We start from the raw sequence: 19,726 nt of genomic DNA, 5'->3' as shown, positions 1-19,726 counted from the left end.
GCAATGACGGCGGTGAGGCGGGATGGATGTCCGTTGGTGCGTAGGCAAGCGCATCATGCAGCGCATTCTAGGTCATCGCCTGCAGGATGGCGTGCGTTTGGGCTGCGCCCTGCAGCGGTAGGCCGGCGGCGCGCTGCGGCAATTGCCGCGCGCGCAAAATCGCTTCTCGCAGCGTCTGTGCGGAAAGATCGCGCTCGGTGAGACTGACGGCGAGGCCGCGATCCGCCATTGTCTCAGCACGCAATGTCTGCTCGGTCTCGCCGCCCGCGGCGAAGGGCACCAGCACGGCGCGGCGGCCGGCGCGCAGAATATCGGCGACGGTGTTGTAGCCGGCTTGCGAGATCGAGAGGCGCGCGCCGCACAGCAGGTCCGGCAGATCCGGCACGAAACGCTTCACGATAAGGCCAGGCGCGGCCTGCGCTTCGATTTCGGCGGCGAGCGCCTCAGGCAAGTGTGGTCCCGTGACGATCAGCCATTGTTCCTCTGGCGCAAAGCTTTTATGCGCGCCAAGCGCCGCCGCGATGAGCGGTGCGCCGACCGCGCCGCCACCGGCCGAGACGATGACATCGTAGGACGGAACTTGCGCCGGTGGTGCCGCATCCGGCCCGACGAGCCCGGTATAGCGGATCTTGTCGGCAAAGCCCGTGGCCAGAGGAAATGTCGCGGTCAAGGGAATGAATTCGGGCGTACCGTGCACCAGCACCGCGTCGTAGAATTGCTCGACAAATGTGGCGATTTCCTGCGCCCGTGCCGGCGTCTTCTGGTCCTGCAGAATATCGCGCACCGATGCGGCGATCAGCGGCCGCGCGGCGCGGCGATGGGCGCGCTCGAGGAGCGGGATGAGTTCGAAGCGCATCTGCCGCCGGCCGAACGGAAAGGCTTCGGTGAGGAGAATGTCGGGATTGAGCCGATCGAAATGCTGCAACAGAAGATCGCGCCGTTTCGCTCTGTCGTCATTCGAGAACATCGTGCCATCGGGATGGACGAGATCGGAAAAGCCTCGCTCGCCCGCTTTCACGGGGGGCAATTGGACGAGGTCCGCTGCGCCATGATCGAGACCCTTGGTCGGCACGCCGCCCGACACGATCGTCACCTGCATCCCGCCCGCGGCGAGGGCGCGCGCGATGCGATAGGAGCGCACGAGATGCCCCATGCCGAGCAGATGCTGGACATAGAAGAAAACGCGGCGGCTCACGACTGGACGTCCTCCAGGCGCGCCAGATCCGGCTCGAACATGCGATAGAGCGCCTGAATGCCGGCCTTGTGATCGAACATCTGCCGCACCCTTTGCTGCCCTGCGCGGCCCAAGCGATGGCGCAGGTCCGGATCGCGAATGAGCGATGTAATGGCGTCGCTCAAGGCGCCGGCATCTTCCGGCTGCACCAGCAGGCCGGTCTCGCGGTCGGCGATGAGTTCGGGAATGCCGGAGATCGGACTTGAAATGCAGGCGAGGCCCTGGCTCTGCGCTTCCATCAGGACATTCGGCAGGCCGTCGCGATCGCCATTCTTGGCGATGCGGCAGGGAAGCACGAAGATGTCGGCGTCGCGATAATGCTGCAGCACCGCTTGCTGATCCTGCGCGCCGAGCCAGACGAGATTCTGCTCGATCTTGAGCGCCAAGGCGCGTTTCTTCAACTTGCCGAGTTCCGTACCGCCGCCGATATGAGTCCAGCGCCAGTTGAGGTCGGGGGGGAGAAGCGCGAGCGCGTCGAGCAGGATGTCGAGGCCCTTTTTGGGCACCGCGCGGCCGACGGTGAGAAGCTGTACGCAGGCCCGCGCAGACACGCCGTTGCGCGCCGGCCGCGGCGCAGTGAGCGGTTGAAAGCGCTGCAGGTCGAGGCCGTGATATTGCAAATGCACCGGCCTTTGCGCCGGCCCGAGCCGGTCGAGCCGTTCCTTGCCGCTCGCCGTACACGTGACCGCCCAGTCGCTCTCGTGCAATTTGTCCTTGAGGTCCCAATCCGCCGAGGTCCAGATGTCCTTGGCATGCGCGGACAAAGTCCATCGCACGCCGGTCAGGAGCGAGGCATAGCGTGCGACGCTCGCCGGCGTGTGAATGAAATGGGCGTGAATGTGCTTTGTGTCGTCCGGCATTTCATGGACGAGCACCAAAGCCTGGCCGAAGCGCCGCAGCCGGTTGCGGCTGATGTCGCGCGCAAAATCGGCCCGGACGGCGCGCCACGCGGCGGCAAAACGCCTGCGCCGTAGGCCGGCCCAGGCCGCGCGCAACACGCGGATCGGCTCGTGATGCAGATATTCGGGCAGATAGGAGACGGGCGCCTTGATTTCGCGGTGAATGGGGTGAATGCGATCGTCGGTCGGGCGGCGCATGGCGACGATCCGGACCGGCAGGCCGAGCTGTTCGAGCCCCAGAATCTCCTGGGCGATGAAGGTCTCGGACAGGCGCGGATAGCCTTTGAGCAGAAAGATAATCGGTGCTTCGGTCATGATTTGTGCAACGCGTAGACCCAGTCGGTGCGCGATTGCGCGGTGAACCCGAACTCGCCGGCCAAGATCTGCAGATCGGCAAAGTCCATGCGCCAGTGCGGATCGACGCCTTTCTCGAGCCAGTCCAGTCCCTCGCGATCGGTCAGAATGCTGCCGCCGGATTTGAGCATGCGGTGGTAGGCGCGCATCATCGCGGCGACATGCGTTTGGCAGCAGGCCCAGGAGGCAAGATTGACGTCGACGATATAATCGTAAGCGCCGCCGAACGCGTCGGCCAAACCGTTCTGATATTTGTTTTGGACCCGCACGCGATAATGCGGAATGCCGAGTGCATCGGCACGCACCTTCTCGCTCGGCAGCAGCGTGACGCCGTCGATGCCGGCAAAATGGTCGGCGAAATCCTGCGCGAACAGCGAATTGCCGACGCCGGTCACGAAGACGGTTTGTCCGGCTTGGCTATGGTCGCGCAAATAGGCTTCCACCCGGCGCTGGCCGTAGGTGGTGCTGCGGCCCGACCAGTCTTCCTCCATTTTGTACAGCGGTTTGGGCGTGAGCGGATCGCACAGCGAGACCGTGCGGCGATAGGCGGGATGGGGCGCGGGGCGGCAGGCGAACGTCATCGAAAATTTTTAAAACTGCTGCACGCGCATTTGCAGCCAGTCGCAAATGCGCTCCAGGCCGTTCAGCATGGCGTCGGCGCCGCAGGTGGAGGGCAGGGGGCGCGTGGCGAGGCGATGCAGGGCTGCGGCCATGAGGCCGGCATTGTCTGCGTCGTCGGGATGGATCATGTCGACGAGGCCAAGCTCCGCCGCCCGGCGCGAGCGGATGAGCTGCTCCTCGCGCGGCGTGACGCGCGGGACGAGCAGCGCACGCTTGTCGAGCGAGATGATTTCGCAGAACGTATTGTAGCCGCCCATGCTGACGACGGCAGCGGAATCCTCGATCACCGTTTCGAAATTGTTGTCGAAATCGATGAAATACACATGCGGCAGCGCCGAGGCGCGGTGCTTGATCTCTTCGCGCTCATCATTGTTCATGAACGGCCCGAGCGCCAGGATAGCGGGCTGCTGCAAGCTGCGGTCGTGCTCATAGGCGCTCAGGACCTGGCGCATCATCTGGGCGCCGTCGCCGCCCCCGCCGACCGTGAGCAGCAGCGCATCTGGCGGTATGCCCGCGCCGAGCGAGGTGCGGGGCGCGGTCGGCAGGTTGCGCCGCAAATACCCCGTCCAATACATGCGCTTTTGCCATGAGGCCGGCAGGTCGAGGCCGGTCAGCGGATTCCAGAAGTTTTCCGGACCGTAGATCCAGATGTCGTCGAAGAAATGGTCGATTTTGGCGAGCATGTCGCGCTTCGCCCATTCCTGGCGCAGAAGATGCGGCGCGTCCATCACCTCGCGCAGGCCGAGCACCAGGGTCGTGCCCTGCTGCTTCAGATAGCTCAGGGTCGGCTCGAGCTCGCCATGCACGCCCATCGGCTCCTTGTCGACGATCAGGATTTGCGGCCGATAGCTTTTCGCCGCGTTCAGGATCATCGATTTGCGTAAGGTCAGCGTCTCCTGAATGTCGATGTGGTCGACGATGGACGCATATTCGCCATTGTACAGCTTGATGACGCTGGGGACTTTGACGAAATCGACCCGGGCGCGAAAGTCGAAGGCGCCGGCGATCTGCGAACCCGATATAATCAGAACATGAATGCCCTTGAACCGCTCGACCAGGGCATGGGCGATGGTACGGCACCGGCGCAAATGCCCGAGGCCGAACGTGTCGTGGCTGTACATCAGGATGCGGATATCATCGAGTCGGTTGACCCGCGTGCCGACGCTCGCGCCACGCTCCTGCGAGTGCGCCGTATCGTCCACCAAAGACCCATCTGCAGCCGGAAAAGAAAAGTCGGGCTGCTCGTTGACCCAGCGCATCATGCCATTCATCGATTAAACTCTGTCCGCTACAATAAACCGGATTTATGACACTTGCCATGGGCAAGGTCGTGGTATCACAACCTCCCGCTGCTTTGGAAATTTGCCAGCGCGCGCCGCGACTTATAGATAGGTCCTATCTTTGAGCGGGTTAGAAAAGGAACGGGTCGTGTCGCAGGTCTCCGCACAAAATAGCGTGCTTTTTTCCAAAATCGAGACACGCCAGGCAAAGATAGCCGTGATCGGATTGGGCTATGTCGGCCTGCCGCTCATGCTCGCGGCCGTGACTCAAGGGTTCCGGGTCATCGGCTTCGACATCAACCCCGATCGCGTGGCCGAGCTGAACGGCGGCCGGACACCGCTCGAGCATATTCCAGCCGCCAAAATCGCGGCCGCGCGCGCCGCCGGCCTGTTCGAGGCCAGCGGCGATTTCGCCAGGCTCGGCGAGGCGGACGCGATCATCATCTGCGTGCCGACGCCGCTCGGGCGCCATCGCGAGCCCGACTTGCATTATGTGGTGCAGACGATCGAGGCGATTGCCGGCACGCTCCGGCCCGGCCAGCTCATCGTGCTCGAATCGACCACCTATCCCGGCACGACGAGCGACGTGTGCCGGCCAATTCTGGAGCAAGGCGGCCTGCAATCGGGGCGCGATTTCTATCTTGCCTTTTCGCCGGAACGCGAGGACCCGGGCAATGCCTCCTTCTCGACCCGGTCGATCCCGAAGATCGTCGGCGGCGACGGACCGGAAGCGCTCGCGCTTGCGCAGATGCTTTACGCGGCTTTCGTCGACCATGTGGTGCCGGTGTCGTCGACCGCAACCGCCGAGGCGGTTAAAATCACCGAGAACATTTTCCGCGCCGTCAACATCGCCTTGGTCAACGAGCTGAAGGTGATCTATCACCACATGGGCATTGACGTGTTCGAAGTGATCGATGCGGCGAAGACCAAGCCCTTCGGCTTCATGCCGTTCTATCCGGGCCCGGGGCTCGGCGGCCATTGCATCCCGATCGATCCGTTCTACCTGTCGTGGAAGGCGCGGGCGCATGGGCTCAACACGCGCTTCATCGAACTTGCCGGCGAGATCAATTCCGACATGCCGCGCTGGGTCATCGACCGCCTCGCCGAAGCGCTCGACCGCCGCATGGGCCTCGCGCTGTCGCGCGCTGCGATCCTGATCGTCGGTGCGGCCTATAAGAAAAACATTTCCGACATTCGCGAGAGCCCGGCGCTGACCATCATCGAGATGCTGCAGGAGCGCGGTGCCAGGGTCGATTTTCACGACCCGCATGTGCCGGAAATCCCGATGACGCGAGAACATGGCAAGCTCGCGGGCCTGCGCTCGGTGGCGCTCAGCGCGCAGAACGTCGCGGCCTATGATGCGGTGATGATCGTGACCGACCACGACCGGATCGATTGGCCGGCGCTCGTGGATGCGGCGAAACTGGTGGTCGATACGCGCAACGCGACGCGCAAGGCCGGTGTGAGAAGCGAGAAAATCGTGGCCGCGTAGGCCGACTGTGCGCGTCCTTCTCCCAGAGGGAGAAGGTGGCTTGCGAAGCAAGACGGATGAGGGGGCTTTCTCGCGAGAGTAGCCACCGCAAGATTTCGGCCAATGATGATTCTGCGTCCCCTCATCCGACCGACTTCGTCGGCCACCTTCTCCCGATGGGAGAAGGGCGCGCACGATCATTGTGGCTCAAAGCTTGCGACCATTGTCGCCAGAAACAAAAAAGCCGCCTTGAGGAAAGATCAAGGCGGCTTTCAAAATCCTATCGGAGCGGCTTAAACGGCTTCCTTGAGCTCTTTCGCTGCGCGGAACGCGACCTTCTTGCTGGCCTTGATCTTGACGGCTTCGCCGGTTGCCGGGTTCCGGCCCATGCGGGCGGCGCGCTTCTTGACCTGCAGGATGCCAAGGCCCGAGATGCGGATGCGTTCGCCCTTCTTCAGCGACTTCACCACGATCTCGACCGTCTCGGCGAGAATGCCTTCCGCATGCTTCTTCGGCATTTCGTGGTTCTCGGCGATCTTTGCCGCGATGTGCTTCAGCGTCACCGTCGTGGGCGATGCGGCTTTCGCGGTCTTGGTGGCCGCGGCCTTAGCGGCAGGAGCGGCCTTCGTCGCCGCTTTGGCAGGTTTCTTTGCTGGGGCAGCAACTTTCTTAGCGCACATGAAAAAGGTTCCTTTTACGAATCAAGAGCACGCAGATAATACAATGAATCAAGCTCTAGCGTGAATCATGACAAGCGAAAAGTCCCAAAAATGCTTATTTTTATGGGAAAACGTGTATCGTCCGCAGCACTTTTCGCCTCAGATCGCTTTTGTGTACGCGCGGCGCGGCGATTATGTTGCGCTGCACAGGATGCGTTTGCAGTTGCAGCAGAGCCGTTTTGAACAACGTGCGACCCCGCACATCGTCGCGTCGAAGCCTATGCGAGTTTGCCCTATCGCCCTCTGGCGATCAGCACAGGAGCATCGTCATGACTTCGTCCATCCGCAAATTGGTTCTCGCCGCGGTCGCTGCGGCAAGCTTGACCGCTGGCGTCACCGCCTCGACGACCCCGGCCGCCGCCTGGTGGCACGGCCCCGGTTGGGGCTATCACCACTGGCATTATGGCTGGGGCCCGGGTTTTGTCGGCTATTATCATGTCCGGCATTGCTGGATCCGCTTCACCTATTGGGGTCCGCGCCGGATCTGCACCTGGTGAGCAGCTTCAAAAAACGGCCGGGCTTCGCGCCCGGCCTTTGTCATTCTGCCGCAGGCCTTAACGCCGCTTGGCCGGCATAGGCGGCCGCGGCGCTCGCATTGTCGCTGCCGCGCACCGTCACCTGGTTCGAGGCAAACGGCACGCCCGCCTCGATCAAACCGTCGTGCACGCGCCGCAGCGCGAGCCGCTGGACCGCTGAGGCATATTCGGGCTTCGCCGTGAATTTCAGCCGCACGACGATGGCGTTTTCGGAAATTTCGTTCACCCCTTGCATTTTGAGGGGCGCGATAATGTCCTTGCCGAATTCCGGATCGTCCAGCATGGCGGTGCCGATCCGCTTGATCGTCTTGCGCGCCTTCTCGATATCGGCCGAATGGTCGAGGCGCAGATTGAATTTCACCGTCGCCCAGTCGCGGCTCGCATTGGTGACGGAGGTGAGCTGGCCGAAGGGGATCACGTGCACGAGGCCGGATTGGTGGCGCAATTGCATCGAGCGCAGCGAGATTTTTTCGACCGTACCCTTCAATTTGCCGGTGTCCACATATTCGCCGACCCGGAACGCATCTTCCATGATGAAAAAGAAGCCGGACACGATGTCGCGGACCAGCGCCTGCGAGCCGAACGAAACCGCGAGGCCCATAATGCCGAAGCCGGCGATCAGCGGGCTGATATCGACACCCAATTTCGACAGGCAGATCAAAAATGTCGGGCCGACGACGCAGGCGAGCACCACGCCGCGCAGCGCCGGCAGAATGGTGGCGAGCCGCGAGGGCACATATTCCTCATGCGGCGCGTCGTCCTCGGCTGTGGGCACCGGCACGGTCGCCATCGGCGGAGGCGTGATGGCGGCGAAGAGGTTTTTCAGGAAGCGCCACGCCATCCAGCCGCAGAACGCTACGGTGACGACCGCAATGGCCTGGCGGATCGAGCCATTCTGCATCGACGCGTTGATATCGATCAGCAGATTGCCCCACACCCAGATCAGAAGGATGATGCCGAGAATCCAGACGATGCCGGTCGACAGGCTGCGCAATGTGTCGGCCGTGGCGATCAGCAGCGGCGACGAGTTGTCATTGTCCTTGAGCCTGTGGTGCAGGAAGCAGCACGTCACGGCCCCGGCGCCATACGCGCAGATCGGTAAGGAGATCACCATCCACTGCGTGAGGCCCGCCGCATGGCCCCAGGCATCGCCGTCCGCCATGATGGCGCCGGCGCGTCCGATGATCCAGATGCAGATCGCACTCGCCATGAGCAAGTAGGGTGTCAGGAAGGCGAGGATGCGGTGAACGAGGCCCGGCCGCTCACCCGCGACGCGCACGCCGCTCAGCACCAATTGCTGGAAATCATGTCGCCCGAGCCAGAACCAGACGAGCTTATAGAGCGTGATCAGCGCGCTCCCGATGGTGAATACGCCGGACACGGCATCGCGGTTGGTGGTGATCGAATCGAGGACAGCGATAATGCCGAGGAAGACGGGGCCGAGCGTGCCATAGCCGAGCAGCAGCTTGTAATGAAATTCGTCGCGCGGCAGCGGCAAGAGACGGCGCGGCTTTTCATTGGGCGCGAGCAGAAACCGGCCCACGATCATATAGGCTCCGATGCCGCCAACCGCGATGCTGGCGCGGTGGGCAATTTCGTGCACAAGGTCGTCCTCGGGCAGGAAATACCGGATGCCGGCGCGCGTGGCGGTGAGAAGCGCGACGAGCAAGAATGTATCGCGGAGCAAAACTGCGGCGCTCGCCAGAAAGCGACGGGACGGGCTCGAGTCGACCGGCACCCGGTGGATCGCCACCCAGTGACGGGTCATTGCGTGCGCCAGCAAAGCGGCGAGAAGGCCGAATGCAAAAACGCCAAACAGACGCAAAAATGCGGATGGCCCTTGCTGGCCGTTGCGCACCTCGGCCCAGGCCCGGCGCCAGTCCTCCGGAAATTCGACGACGGCGGGGATCGCGCGGTTGCCCGCATCGAATCCGTCGACCACGTTGTTGACCACCAGATCGAGGGTGCTGGCCGGTGGCGGTGCATCGGCGACGGATGCGCCGTCGGACTTTTTCTCGTCCGGCGAGCTGAGCTTGACGGTCACGGGCTTGCCCGCCTTCTCCGCCGCGCTCATCACCTTTTGCATCGTGTCGGGCGATTCATCGCCGCGCAGGATGAGCGTCACGTCATTCTTGTCGGCGGCCCGGGCCGGATCCGTCTCGGGCAAAAGGAGGCAGGCGGCAAGGGTCAGGCCGCAGAGGAAAGAGCGAAGGGGCAACCGGTGCAAAACCATGAGAGAATCTACCATGGGCCTGCGGAAAAGTCATCGCGACGGCCGGAGCGAATGGGAGCGCTCCGTTGATGTAGGCGGCGCGAGCGTGAAAACAAGCGGACCCGCCCCACGGTTTGCGGGGGCAAACTCGCCGTCGCGGCGGCAGCCGGCCGTTCGCCCGTCCTCAGCGCAACGGCAAGCGCTTGTATACGCCCGGCTCTTCCGGATCGTAATGCTGGTCGAGCGGGCCGTTGTCGGTAAAGAGCTTGTGGCAATAGGCGAGCCGGTCCTTCGACAGGGTGACGCCGAGGCCCGGGCCTTCCGGCACGCGCACGTGGTTGTTCTTCGGCAGGAAGGGGCCGTCCTCCACGACGTCGAACGGCTGCATGCGGAACAGGCTCTGGCTCGGCTCGCGCATCCATTGATGCGCCGCGGCGAGATGCAGATAGATGGCGCTGCCGATGCCGCAATTGGCGCTGTAGCACCAGAAGTCCTTGCCCATCGCCTCGCAGGCGCCGATGAAGCGCAAGGTGCGGCCGATGCCGCCATGGGCATTGACGTCGGTGCACAGGGCATCCGGCACGCCGAGCTCGACGGCGCGGCGAATATCGACATTATGGCCCGAGAACGGGATGGCCGTGAAGCGCCGCAACTCCGCCATCTCTTCGAAGGTCGCGCACGGCTCTTCCCAATTGCGGATGTCGAGGTCCTCGATGCGCGCGGCGATGCGTTTGGCCTCGGTGACCGAATAGGCCATGTTGGAATCCATGCGCAGCATCGCATCCGGTCCGAGCGCGTCGCGCAATTGGCGGAACATCTCGACGCTCGGATTGATGTCGCGGGTGCAGAACTTGCCTTCGAACCAGGTCGTGCCGTGGTTCTCCTTTAGCGACAAGCAATAATCGACCACCGCCTCCGGCGTCAGCTCGCCGCCCTTGCCGTTGTGCTTCAGGCGGAAGCCGAAATAATCGGTGAAGCCGATCTCCTTGCGCACCGCGCCGCCGAAGAGCTGATACAGCGGCTGGTTGAACGCCTTGCCCTTGATGTCCCACAGCGCGGTCTCAATGGCGGCAAAGGCGCGGATCGTGGCGAAGTCGATGGTGGAGGAGACGCCGCGCCAGCTCGGCAGGCAGACGAGTTCCGCGCCGTTGATGTCGAGTGGATCGCGGCCGATGAGGCGCGGGCTCAATTTGTCGACGATGGCACAAGCGGTCCAGCTTGCCGCCTCGCCAAGGCCGGTGAGGCCCTCATCCGTTTCGACCTCGACGACGCAGCGCGAGGAGCCGAACAGCCAGCCGAACGACCACCAATAGGGGGCTTCGATGGGGAGATTGATCGGCGTGGCGCGGATGGCGGTGATTTTCATGCAACTCCCCGTTTGACGTTTGCTTAAGCGAATGCGCCGTCGAAAATCGCTTGCGCGACCGCGTCGAAAGCCGGCCCGAGCGCGCGATCCTCTTCCAGAAACGCGACATGGCGGCGAATGGTCCGATAGCCGCGTTCGGCGCCTTCGCCGAGTTTGTCGAGCTTACGCATATCGATCGCCTGGGCCGCGACGATCATCTCGATGGCGGCAAGGTAGGCAAGACGCTCGACCATCTCGTGCGTTTTGGCGACGCTCGCCGGCGTGTTGGCGGCATGGTCCTCGACGCTGTCGGAGACTGGCAGCAGAGTGAGCGGCACGGGCTGCGCGCGCTGGCGCACATCGCTTTCCAAGGCCGAGATGGTTTTCTGCACGGTCTGAAATCCCTGCCAGGACGCACCGAGCGGCGAGAGAAAACGTGGCAGGCCGGAGAAATTCGCCGCCATGAGCTTGTTCGCGCGGCGCGCCGACAGAGTGCCGACATGGGCGAGTGCCTGGCCCAGCATTTCGAACCGCAGCGAGAGGGCGGTCATGTCGAAATTGCCGTTCGAGAGAATGGCCTCCGCCTCGGTGAGGACGATGGGATTGTCGGCGGAATGGGTCAGCTCGATCTCGATCGCCTCGCGCACGAGGTCGAGGGCGGAGCGCGCCGCGCCATGCACCGGTGCCGCGCAGCGAAAGCTGAGCGGGTCTTGCAGGCGCCGTGCCTCGCCGACGGTAAATAAGGCCGAGCCGTGCAGCAGCGCGCGCAGGCGCGCGGCTTCATTTTCCTGTCCCGGCGCCGGGCGAGCGGCGCAGGCGCGTGCGTCGATCGGGCTGACATTGCCGCGGAACGCTTCCATACTCATCGCCCAGGCGAGATTGAAAATATTGAGCATGTCGTCGATGTCATGGGCCGCCAGCGCGCCGCGGCCGACCGACAGGCTGTTGGCGACGATCAGGACGTGACCGTCCTTGTGCCGCAGATCGACCGGCTGCAGGCCGGCGCGCTGCAGCGCCTCCACCGCCGGCAGGATCTGGCCGCCCCATTCCGCCTCGCCCTGACCGATCATGGCCAGGCCCATATGGGCGAGTGGCGCAAGATCGCCCGCACCGATCGAGCCGATCGACGGGACGATGGGGTGGAAACCGGCATTCAGCGCGCCGGCCAAAGCCTCCGCGAGCGTATAGGATCCACCCGATCCGCCCGCCGCGAGGCCGGCAAGACGCGCGAACATCATGGCGCGGACCGCATCGGTGGGCAGGCGCGGGCCGACGCCGACTGCACGGGCCGGAATGGCGCGATATTGATAGGCGATCATGTCCTCTTGGCTGAGACGCGTATCGGCGGTCGCGCCGAGGCCGGTAGTCAGGCCGTAAACCGGCTTGTTCTGCTCCACATGGCGATCGACCACCGCACGTGCTTGCTGCAGGCGCCGCTCGAGACGATGCGAGAGGGTGATGCGGCGGCGGTCGCGTGCGACTTGGCGCAGCGTTTCAATGGAAATTGGCTCTTCGCCGAGAAGAAGTGTCTGGTGCGGCGAAGGTTTGTGCATGTCGTTCCCGATAATCAGGAGAACGTCACGAGCCGACATTCTCGCTTGTTATGTATATACAAAAAATACGACAGTCCGAGCACACGGTGCAAGCGGGCAATGCGATTTGTCGCGCCTAATTTTGTGATGATCGTTGTGATGCGCGCTTGCGCATCGCGACGATCTTGCGCCGCAGCCGGTTGCAGAAAGCTCGACGACTATGGCTTGACCTGAAACCCTTGCGGCCCGCTACTGATCCGCACGATTTTGTTGCCGAGCTTGCGATTGAAATTTTCCGCTTCGGTCCAAGCCATGACAGCCGCCGAACCTTCCTGCGGCAAGGGGCATTGCACGTTCTGATAGGGAAGGGATTCCTGGTCGAGGAATTTGCCGAGCTTTTGTTCCATATCGTCCTTGCCGGGATAATCGTTGAGAAGCTCGGTGATATAGGCCGTATGGGTCTGGAAGGAGATCGCCACACAAAAGAACGCAATGTTCTTAGGCTCCGTGTCGTCGGCATGCGCGGCGAGGGGAGGGCAAGCGAGGAGTGCGGCAAGCAGTACGAGGCGAGGCAAAGGGGCGCGTGGCGGCATGGGACGGTCCGGGGGCGGGAATGTCAGCTTTAAGCGCCGCGATTTAGCGAAACCTTAAAGGCCGATAAACACGTATATGAAATGTGTATTAAAATAATAGACAGTTCGCTATGGATAATAAAATTATCTCCTATATAATCCGGCTATGATCCAAGATGCCTCCTCCGTTTTGGGCCGAGAGATCCGCCCCGTTGACCTGGCCATTCCCGGCGAGGGCGTCGACGCGCGCCTGCTGCAGGAGCGTTTCGGCGACGTGGGCGCGGAAGAGGCTTTGCGCTTGGCGATCCGCGAGATCTTTCCGGGTCGTGTCGCCATCGTGTCGAGCTTTGGCGCGGATTCGGTCGCGCTGCTTCATCTGGCCGCGCAGGTCGCCCCCGAGACGCCGGTGATTTTCCTCGATACCGGCCATCTTTTCCCCGAGACGCTGGCCTATCGCGATGCGGTGATCGCGCGTCTTGGTCTCACCGACGTGCGCAGCATTCAGCCCGATCCGGCCGATCTCGCGCAGAAGGATGAGGAAAATTTCCTGTGGGCCAGCGATCCCGATGGCTGCTGCCACATCCGCAAGGTGCTGCCTTTGGCCAAGGCCTTGCGCGGGTTCGATGCTTGGATTTCCGGCCGCAAGGCCTTCCAGGCAGCGACGCGGGCGGCCTTGCCGATGTTCGAGGCCGACAGCGGACGGGTGAAGATCAATCCGCTCGTGCGCTGGACCGGCGCCGACATCAAAGCCTATCTCGCCCAGCACGATCTGCCGCGCCATCCGCTCGTGGCGCAAGGGTACCCGAGCATTGGCTGCATTCCCTGCACCAGCAAGATCCGTCCCGGCGAAGACGAAAGAGCCGGCCGCTGGCGCGGCCGCGCCAAGACCGAATGCGGCATTCATGCGCCGGTCCTGGTCGACGGCGAGGGCATTTGATCTAGTGGTCAAAGTCTGACGCTTGATACCCAGCCACGAAAAGGCCGGAGTCGCACATTAGCCGCGTAATAACGTCATGCAGACGCTGCCGCGTGCGGCGGTGACGTTACGATTCAACCAGGATCACCAGAGACTCCGGCGCCACGCCGTCGAATGCCATCGCGTCGGCGGCTGCCTTGCTCTGCATTGCCTTCATCATTGCGTCCATGTCAGGAACGTCCATGAGAACGGCCACCCGTGTCGGGTCTTTTGGATCAACGAAGGTGCGAATGTTGGTCACGCCAAGCGGACCAAACAACTCCTTGCGTTTCGGCGAGTCGAGCCAATGTTTCGTGCCCTTTGTGATGTTATGGTGGCCAATGATTGTCGGCATTTAAGCCTCCCTATCTTGCTGTCGCAGGCCTCAATCAACCTGAGTTGGCGAGCTCACCATCTCACGGGGTCACGTTAGGTTCAATGGCGGCCAATCGCGCACGGGAACCATGTGTTGGATTTCGACCGCTAGCGTCACTGTCCAGCGCAGGGTAGCCGTGACAACAAGGGCCCTTGCCATTGCCAGCCAATTATGGCGTTTGGAATGAGATATTGTTTCCTCCCGGATTTCCTGATCCTTCATGCTCGTTCTCGTCCTGATCGCCGGCTTTTGGGCCGGCCTGCAAAACGCCCTGGCAGGCGGCGGTTCCTTCATTACGTTGCCCGCGCTGATCTTGGCGGGTATGACGCCGCTCGCCGCCAATATCACCTCGACGGTCGCGCTGTTTCCCGGCCAGGTGACGACCGGGTTGGCCGGCCGCAGCCTGGTTTCCGGCGTCGGCAAATTGCCGTTTTGGGTTTTGTTCGTTCTCAGCATCGCGGGCGGCGCCTTGGGCGGCCTGCTGCTGCTCAGCACGCCGGCCACGCTGTTTGCGCGGCTCGTGCCGTGGCTGGTGCTGTTCGCGACCGGCACTTTTGCCTGGGGCAGCTTCTTCCGTAAGCCGAGCGCCGACGGCGCGGTCCATATCGGTCCGGTGGGCGCCGCCATCGCGCAATTCTGCATCGCGATCTACGGCGGTTATTTCGGCGGCGGCATCGGCTTTCTGATGATGGCGGCGCTGACCTTGGCGGGCGTCCAGACCCGCACGGCCGGCGCAACGAAAAATGCGCTCGCCGGCGTCATGAACGCGGCTGCCGTGGCGATTTTCGCGACCTCGCCGAATGTCCATTGGCTGCAAGCCGTCGTGCTCGGTGCCGGCGCCATGGCCGGCGGCCTCGGCGGTGCTTGGGCCTTGCATCGGGTGAACGAAAAAATCCTGCGCATCGCCATCGTCTGCATCGGCGCAGCGTTGACGGTTGGACTATTTCTGAAGCCGGTCTGATCTAGGCCGCGAACCCCAAATCTGCCGGGGAGACAGCTTGCCAGAGTCCGCCATGCCCCGATAGCGACCAAATTCCGCAGCGCGGCGAAATGACGCGATGGGCCAACAGGCGACATTCAGGAACCGCAATTCGATCACCTTATCGTTGCGGCGTGAGCAATGTCAGCGAGAGCGGCAAGGCCGAGCGCATTGGCGATCTTAACATTTGATCACGAACTCACCATCTCGGCCTTTGATCCCGTCGGCGCGGTTCGTCATCACTTCGCAGCGAGACCCGAACATGCGGTGGCGACGGTAACGGCTAATTTTCGCTGCGTGGTGCCGTTGGCTCCTTCAGAATGATTCCAAACAGCCCTTTTTTGTTGAAGCGCCTCAAGTCGGGGCGAAGCGGCTCAGCCTCGCAAATCAGCGACTGGTGCGCTGAATGAGTCTCCACGAATGATTTGAAGCCCCGGTTGGCATCGATGTCATCAACGACGATGGCTCCGCCCGGCCGCAGCGATGCCCAGGCGCGGTCTATCTCAAAGCGAACGTTATGTTCACTGTGTAGGCTATCATGAACAAAAAGATCGATCTGGCCAAGTTGGGAAAATATGGTGGGAAGCCGCCGTTTGCTCGATCCTCTGATATAGGACCAGCGAGTTGAATATCGGCCGCCGACCGCTATGCCAATTTGTTCACGCCACACATGCTCTAGCGGTGGATGGTCAACGCTCCATAGATGACCAACCCCGTTGCGTTCAAGCGCCTCAAGGATGAAACGTGACGAAACGCCGTGAGCGACGCCGGTCTCAACAACATTGCTGGGCCGGAGATGACGGGTGAGACACCAAATCGCCCGCACGAGCCCAGCATCACCGTCATTCCATCCCTTGAAACTTTGTGGACCGACCCGAATGCCCTTATCTCTCAGTTCTCTCATGACTTCCGGCCACAACGCCCAGAACTCTCGAGTTGCGGAGCACGGCTGCGGGACGCCAAGCAGTTCATGCATCCGGCATTCCCAGTTGTCGTCGGCCTGGTACAGGTCGGGGGGGACGGGCCGTTCGCGACTTGCGACCAATCTCTCCTGGAATGCTGTCAAAACCTCGAGTGGCTCGGACGCCAATGTGTAGGCGGCCCGTACCGGGTGGTTCAAACAGTAACGGAGAGCGGATTGAAGCATTTGATCGTGCTCCCTTGGATGGAAAGGGCCAACGCTTTCCGCTAAGAAGATTTAAATGCATTCATTTGGTTAAATGGATCAAATATTAATTAATAAATCAAGTGCTGTTTAATTCGTGAAGGTCTGCTCTGGGTCATTCGCGACCGGGTCGAACCAGCGGCAGGTCCGGCCATGCCCGCGATGCTGCCGAAAGCGGAAGTCAACTCAAAGCATTAGCGGATCCACGACGCGCCATTCCCGCTTGATCGTATCGCCGTGGACATGATTCAAGCTCCGAAACCGGAGCCTCGAATCATGCGCTACGAACTCACCGATTATGAATGGACCGCCGTCAAACCGATGCTGCCGAACAAGCCGCGCGGCGTTCCGCGTGTAAATGACCGTCGCGTGCTCAATGGCATCTTTTGGGTTCTGCGATCAGGTGCACCGCGGCGCGACCTGCCAGAGACCTATGGTCCCCGCACCACTTGTTACAATCGCTTCGTGCGCTGGCGGCGGGCTGGCGTCTGGGACCAGATCATAGATGCGCTGGCCGCCGGTCATGACGCGACGGTGCAGATGATCGATACCTCCGTCGTGCGCGTGCACCAGCGCGGCGCCTATATCGCGGACAACAGCCACCAAGATATGGGTCGCTCGCGAGGGGCCTGACGAGCAAGATTCAAGCGGTGGTGGACACCAATGGCCTGCCGGTGCATCTCGCTCTCACGCTGGCGAGGCGCAAGACAATCGGCTGTGTCCGCCTTTCCTCAGCGCCTTGCTTCCTCAAACGATGTTACTCGCGGATCGCAGATACGACGCGGACTGGATCAGGGAACTTGCCCGCCAACAAGGAGCATGGGCGAACATTCCGCCGAAACGAAATCGAAAAGATCCGATCTGCTTCAGCCCGTATCTGTATCGCGCGCGCAACCTGATCGAACGGTTCTTCAACAAGATTAAGCAATGTCGGCGCGTCGCGATCCGTTACGACAAACTCGCGGCCAACTATCTGGCCTTCATCAAGCTCGCATCAATCCGCATTTGGCTACGCGCTAATGAGCCCACGCCCTAAATGGCCTTTGCGACATCCGCGAAAGCCGCGCCGGTCTGATCCTTTAACTGCGCGGGCGTCAGGGCGAAGACCGCGTTGGGCGTGCCGGCTGCGGCCCAAATGATCTCGAACTGCTGCAAATCCTGATCGAGGATCGTCACCGGCGGAGTGGCATGGCCGACCGGCGGCACGCCGCCGATGGCGAAGCCGGTTTTGTCGCGCACGAAATCCGCATCCGCCCGGACGATCTTCTCGCCGAGCAGAGCCGCGATCTTCTTTTCGTCGACGCGATTAGTTCCGGAGGCGACGACGAGGACGGATCGGTCCGATTGCAAGCCACGGAAAATCAGCGATTTGGCGATTTGCCCCACCGAGCAGCCAACCGCTTGCGCCGCGTCCGCCGCCGTGCGCGTGCTGTCGTCGAATTCGAGAACTTTGAAACCGCCTCCCAACACGGCTTGAACTTTGAGCGCACTGGCGCTGCTCGCGGGCTTCATCGGGTTCTCCGGAAAAGGGGCAACTTAGGTCGGCGCTAGATAAGCGCAAATTTCCCTCTTCCGCAAAACTGCGTAAGGTCGGGGCGGAGATTCCCATTCGTGATTTTCAAACAGCTCGTCTATCTCACCACTTTGGCGCGCGAGCGGCATTTCGGCCGCGCGGCGGCGGCGTGCCATGTGTCGCAGCCGACCTTGTCGGCGGCGATCAAGCAGCTCGAGGACGAACTCGGCATTCCGATCGTCGAGCGCGGCCACAAGTTCATCGGCCTGACTGCGGAAGGGCAATGCGTGCTCGATCATGCGCAGCGCATTCTGGCCGAAGCCGCGGCGATGAAACAGACCTTGCAGGAGATGGGGCAGGGGCTGTCCGGCCGCTTGCGCCTCGGCGTGATCCCGACGGCGCTGCCGGTCGTCGCCCATATCACCGCGCCGTTCTACGCGCGCTTTCCGCAAGTGATCGTCACCGTGATGTCGCTCAATTCCGAGGAGATCAACCGCGGCGTCGAGAGTTTCGATCTCGATGCCGGCCTCACCTATCTCGACAACGAGCCGCTGTCGCAGGTGCAGGCCAAGCCGATTTATGACGAGGATTATGTTTTCCTCACCCCCGTCGACAGCCCCTATGCGCGGCTGGAGGAAATCGGCTGGGCGGAGGCGGCGGAGGCGCATTTGTGCCTGCTGACGCCCGACATGCAGAACCGGCGGATCATCGACGGCATCTTTCGCTCCGTCGGCAAGCAGCCGGTGCCGGCCATGGAAACCAATTCGATTTTCAACCTGTGCTCGCACACGAGCGCCGGCCATTGGTCGAGCATCGTGCCGCGGCCGCTGCTCGAATTCTTCGGCCTGCCGCAAAAGACCAAGCCGCTGCGGCTCGTGCATCCGGACGTGCGCAAGAGCGTCGGGTTGATCATCGCCAACCGGCAGCCGGTTTCGCCCATCGCGCGCAATCTCGTCGCCTTGAGCCAGCCGCTCGACGTGCACAAACTCATCGTCCCACCGGAGCGGCTAACGCTTTGATTGTTTCCGGGGCGGATCGAGCAATATTTCAAATGCTTTCGCTGCCGCGCTCGGCTGACGGCCGCGCAGGGAGAGGCGCGTGAGCGTGCGGCTGACCTGAAACCCCTCGATGTCGATCTTCACCAATCTGCCGAGAGTCAGGTGATCGGCGGCCGCCGCGCGCGACACGATGCCGATGCCAAGGCCCGCCATCACAATTTGTTTGATCGTTTCGGTGTTGCCGGCTTCCAGTGTCGCGCGTGGGGTCACGTGATGCTCCGCCAGCGCGGCCCAGACCACTTCGCGCGTGCCCGAGCCCGGCTCGCGGACGATGAAGACTTCATCCGCGAGCGCCGCGGCCTTATGGGTGCCGTAGGTCAGCCGGTGGCCGGGCGGCGCGATCACGATCAATTCGTCGACGCGCCAGGGACGCGCCTCGATGGCGCTGTCCTCGACCGGGCCTTCGACGAGCGCGATGTCGAGTTCGCGCGCCAGCAGCAGATTGGCGATCGCCGAGGTGTTGGCGATGCGGATGCTGAGGTCGATATGCGGATGGGCGCGGTGAAAGCGGCCAAGCAGCGGCGGCAGGAAATAGGTCGCGATCGTTGTGCTGGCGCCGACCGTGAGACTCCCCTTGGTGAGGCCGCGCAGCGCGGCAAGGTCCTCCTCCGCCGCCCGCTCAGTGGCAAAGAGCATGGCCGCATGGCGCAGCAGCATCTCGCCGGCGCCGGTCGGCACGACGCCGCCAGGCCCGCGCTCCAGCAACCGGCTGCCCACCTGCGCCTCGAATTCCCGCACACCCTTCGACACCGCCGGCTGGCTGATGTGCAGGCGCTCCGCCGCCGCCGAAAAGCTACCGCTCTCGGCGACATGGGTGAACAGACGGAGCAGGTGGAGATTGAGCGGCATAACTTTTGGTTATATATCAGTGAGGAGGATGTATTAGAGTTATGCCTTTGTCTCCG

General features: G+C 62.4%; 18 protein-coding genes and 1 pseudogene. 6 read left to right on the top strand and 13 right to left on the bottom strand.

The features are described 5' to 3' along the window. Positions 1-67: 67 nt before the first annotated feature. The 4 genes from V9T28_RS15880 to V9T28_RS15865 are packed head-to-tail and all read right to left on the bottom strand — an operon-like array spanning position 68 to position 4,229. The gene (locus V9T28_RS15880; RefSeq protein ID WP_245424030.1) at positions 68-1,195 is read right to left on the bottom strand and encodes a glycosyltransferase family protein; all 1,128 of its coding nucleotides are present in this window, start codon (positions 1,193-1,195) and stop codon (positions 68-70) included. Further along, a complete protein-coding gene (locus V9T28_RS15875; RefSeq protein ID WP_116400027.1) occupies positions 1,192-2,448 on the bottom strand; it encodes a glycosyltransferase family 4 protein in 1,257 nt (418 codons plus the stop codon). Before V9T28_RS15875 ends, V9T28_RS15880 begins: the two co-directional genes overlap by 4 nt. Next, positions 2,445-3,068 (bottom strand): hypothetical protein, encoded by a 624-nt coding sequence (locus V9T28_RS15870; RefSeq protein WP_116400026.1) that lies wholly within the window; start codon positions 3,066-3,068, stop codon positions 2,445-2,447. Before V9T28_RS15870 ends, V9T28_RS15875 begins: the two co-directional genes overlap by 4 nt. A 9-nt stretch (positions 3,069-3,077) precedes the next feature. Beyond that, positions 3,078-4,229: a glycosyltransferase family protein gene (locus V9T28_RS15865; protein WP_445242172.1), complete on the bottom strand. Its 1,152-nt coding sequence runs from the start codon at positions 4,227-4,229 to the stop codon at positions 3,078-3,080. Between the two features lie 307 nt (positions 4,230-4,536). On the opposite strand from V9T28_RS15865, the gene V9T28_RS15860 reads away from it, so the two are divergent. Beyond that, a complete protein-coding gene (locus tag V9T28_RS15860) occupies positions 4,537-5,880 on the top strand; it encodes a nucleotide sugar dehydrogenase (RefSeq protein ID WP_116400025.1) in 1,344 nt (447 codons plus the stop codon). 272 nt (positions 5,881-6,152) lie between these two features. Here the strand turns inward: V9T28_RS15860 and V9T28_RS15855 are convergent, their stop codons facing one another. Further along, entirely contained in the window at positions 6,153-6,539 is a 387-nt protein-coding gene (locus V9T28_RS15855; RefSeq protein WP_116400024.1) for an HU family DNA-binding protein, read from the bottom strand. Between the two features lie 308 nt (positions 6,540-6,847). Between V9T28_RS15855 and V9T28_RS15850 the strand changes: the two genes are divergently transcribed. Further along, positions 6,848-7,075 (top strand): hypothetical protein, encoded by a 228-nt coding sequence (locus tag V9T28_RS15850; protein ID WP_116400023.1) that lies wholly within the window; start codon positions 6,848-6,850, stop codon positions 7,073-7,075. A 40-nt stretch (positions 7,076-7,115) separates the two neighbouring features. Here V9T28_RS15850 and V9T28_RS15845 read toward each other — a convergent pair whose 3' ends face one another. The 4 genes from V9T28_RS15845 to V9T28_RS15830 form a co-directional block, all read right to left on the bottom strand. After that, positions 7,116-9,347, bottom strand: coding sequence for a mechanosensitive ion channel family protein (locus tag V9T28_RS15845; RefSeq protein WP_158554749.1), 2,232 nt, complete (start codon positions 9,345-9,347; stop codon positions 7,116-7,118). Positions 9,348-9,510: 163 nt separating this feature from the next. Then, positions 9,511-10,692, bottom strand: coding sequence for a mandelate racemase/muconate lactonizing enzyme family protein (locus V9T28_RS15840; protein WP_116400021.1), 1,182 nt, complete (start codon positions 10,690-10,692; stop codon positions 9,511-9,513). Positions 10,693-10,715: 23 nt separating this feature from the next. Continuing rightward, positions 10,716-12,224: an HAL/PAL/TAL family ammonia-lyase gene (locus V9T28_RS15835; RefSeq protein ID WP_116400020.1), complete on the bottom strand. Its 1,509-nt coding sequence runs from the start codon at positions 12,222-12,224 to the stop codon at positions 10,716-10,718. A 197-nt stretch (positions 12,225-12,421) separates the two neighbouring features. Further along, a complete protein-coding gene (locus V9T28_RS15830; protein ID WP_116400019.1) occupies positions 12,422-12,796 on the bottom strand; it encodes a hypothetical protein in 375 nt (124 codons plus the stop codon). 145 nt (positions 12,797-12,941) lie between these two features. Between V9T28_RS15830 and V9T28_RS15825 the strand changes: the two genes are divergently transcribed. After that, positions 12,942-13,712, top strand: coding sequence for a phosphoadenylyl-sulfate reductase (locus tag V9T28_RS15825; RefSeq protein WP_116400018.1), 771 nt, complete (start codon positions 12,942-12,944; stop codon positions 13,710-13,712). A 106-nt stretch (positions 13,713-13,818) separates the two neighbouring features. Here V9T28_RS15825 and V9T28_RS15820 read toward each other — a convergent pair whose 3' ends face one another. After that, positions 13,819-14,085, bottom strand: coding sequence for a hypothetical protein (locus tag V9T28_RS15820; protein ID WP_116400017.1), 267 nt, complete (start codon positions 14,083-14,085; stop codon positions 13,819-13,821). A gap of 241 nt (positions 14,086-14,326) precedes the next feature. Here V9T28_RS15820 and V9T28_RS15815 point away from each other — a divergent pair, with 241 nt between their 5' ends. Next, the gene (locus tag V9T28_RS15815; RefSeq protein ID WP_116400016.1) at positions 14,327-15,067 is read left to right on the top strand and encodes a sulfite exporter TauE/SafE family protein; all 741 of its coding nucleotides are present in this window, start codon (positions 14,327-14,329) and stop codon (positions 15,065-15,067) included. A 301-nt stretch (positions 15,068-15,368) separates the two neighbouring features. Here the strand turns inward: V9T28_RS15815 and V9T28_RS15810 are convergent, their stop codons facing one another. After that, positions 15,369-16,061: a class I SAM-dependent methyltransferase gene (locus V9T28_RS15810; RefSeq protein WP_158554748.1), complete on the bottom strand. Its 693-nt coding sequence runs from the start codon at positions 16,059-16,061 to the stop codon at positions 15,369-15,371. A gap of 465 nt (positions 16,062-16,526) precedes the next feature. On the opposite strand from V9T28_RS15810, the pseudogene V9T28_RS15805 reads away from it, so the two are divergent. Beyond that, positions 16,527-17,286, top strand: a pseudogene (locus V9T28_RS15805) (IS5 family transposase). Here V9T28_RS15805 and V9T28_RS15800 read toward each other — a convergent pair. Then, a complete protein-coding gene (locus tag V9T28_RS15800; protein ID WP_116400014.1) occupies positions 17,283-17,762 on the bottom strand; it encodes a YbaK/EbsC family protein in 480 nt (159 codons plus the stop codon). The pseudogene V9T28_RS15805 and the gene V9T28_RS15800 sit on opposite strands and share 4 nt — an antisense overlap. A 99-nt stretch (positions 17,763-17,861) precedes the next feature. On the opposite strand from V9T28_RS15800, the gene V9T28_RS15795 reads away from it, so the two are divergent. Beyond that, positions 17,862-18,782 carry a LysR family transcriptional regulator gene (locus V9T28_RS15795; protein WP_116400013.1) on the top strand — a complete coding sequence of 307 codons (921 nt, stop codon included), beginning with the start codon at positions 17,862-17,864 and terminating at the stop codon, positions 18,780-18,782. Here V9T28_RS15795 and V9T28_RS15790 read toward each other — a convergent pair. Then, on the bottom strand, positions 18,771-19,670 hold the full coding sequence (locus V9T28_RS15790) for a LysR substrate-binding domain-containing protein (RefSeq protein WP_116400012.1): 900 nt from the start codon (positions 19,668-19,670) through the stop codon (positions 18,771-18,773). The genes V9T28_RS15795 and V9T28_RS15790 overlap by 12 nt on opposite strands. Positions 19,671-19,726: the final 56 nt, after the last annotated feature.

The sequence above is a fragment of the Methylovirgula sp. 4M-Z18 genome, assembly GCF_037890675.1.
Lineage (GTDB): Bacteria > Pseudomonadota > Alphaproteobacteria > Rhizobiales > Beijerinckiaceae > 4M-Z18.
Note: the sequence above shows the minus strand (reverse complement) of the source record. Positions and strands in the feature narration are given on the sequence as shown.

Bases quoted from the DNA above. Each gene is read 5' to 3' on its own strand.
- V9T28_RS15875 (WP_116400027.1), bottom strand. From the start codon at position 2,448: ATGACCGAAGCACCGATTATCTTTCTGCTCAAAGGCTATCCGCGCCTG.
- V9T28_RS15870 (WP_116400026.1), bottom strand. From the start codon at position 3,068: ATGACGTTCGCCTGCCGCCCCGCGCCCCATCCCGCCTATCGCCGCACG.
- V9T28_RS15865 (WP_445242172.1), bottom strand. From the start codon at position 4,229: ATGTACAGCCACGACACGTTCGGCCTCGGGCATTTGCGCCGGTGCCGT.
- V9T28_RS15855 (WP_116400024.1), bottom strand. From the start codon at position 6,539: ATGTGCGCTAAGAAAGTTGCTGCCCCAGCAAAGAAACCTGCCAAAGCG.
- V9T28_RS15850 (WP_116400023.1), top strand. From the start codon at position 6,848: ATGACTTCGTCCATCCGCAAATTGGTTCTCGCCGCGGTCGCTGCGGCA.
- V9T28_RS15845 (WP_158554749.1), bottom strand. From the start codon at position 9,347: ATGGTTTTGCACCGGTTGCCCCTTCGCTCTTTCCTCTGCGGCCTGACC.
- V9T28_RS15840 (WP_116400021.1), bottom strand. From the start codon at position 10,692: ATGAAAATCACCGCCATCCGCGCCACGCCGATCAATCTCCCCATCGAA.
- V9T28_RS15835 (WP_116400020.1), bottom strand. From the start codon at position 12,224: ATGCACAAACCTTCGCCGCACCAGACACTTCTTCTCGGCGAAGAGCCA.
- V9T28_RS15830 (WP_116400019.1), bottom strand. From the start codon at position 12,796: ATGCCGCCACGCGCCCCTTTGCCTCGCCTCGTACTGCTTGCCGCACTC.
- V9T28_RS15825 (WP_116400018.1), top strand. From the start codon at position 12,942: ATGATCCAAGATGCCTCCTCCGTTTTGGGCCGAGAGATCCGCCCCGTT.
- V9T28_RS15820 (WP_116400017.1), bottom strand. From the start codon at position 14,085: ATGCCGACAATCATTGGCCACCATAACATCACAAAGGGCACGAAACAT.
- V9T28_RS15815 (WP_116400016.1), top strand. From the start codon at position 14,327: ATGCTCGTTCTCGTCCTGATCGCCGGCTTTTGGGCCGGCCTGCAAAAC.
- V9T28_RS15810 (WP_158554748.1), bottom strand. From the start codon at position 16,061: ATGCATGAACTGCTTGGCGTCCCGCAGCCGTGCTCCGCAACTCGAGAG.
- V9T28_RS15800 (WP_116400014.1), bottom strand. From the start codon at position 17,762: ATGAAGCCCGCGAGCAGCGCCAGTGCGCTCAAAGTTCAAGCCGTGTTG.
- V9T28_RS15790 (WP_116400012.1), bottom strand. From the start codon at position 19,670: ATGCCGCTCAATCTCCACCTGCTCCGTCTGTTCACCCATGTCGCCGAG.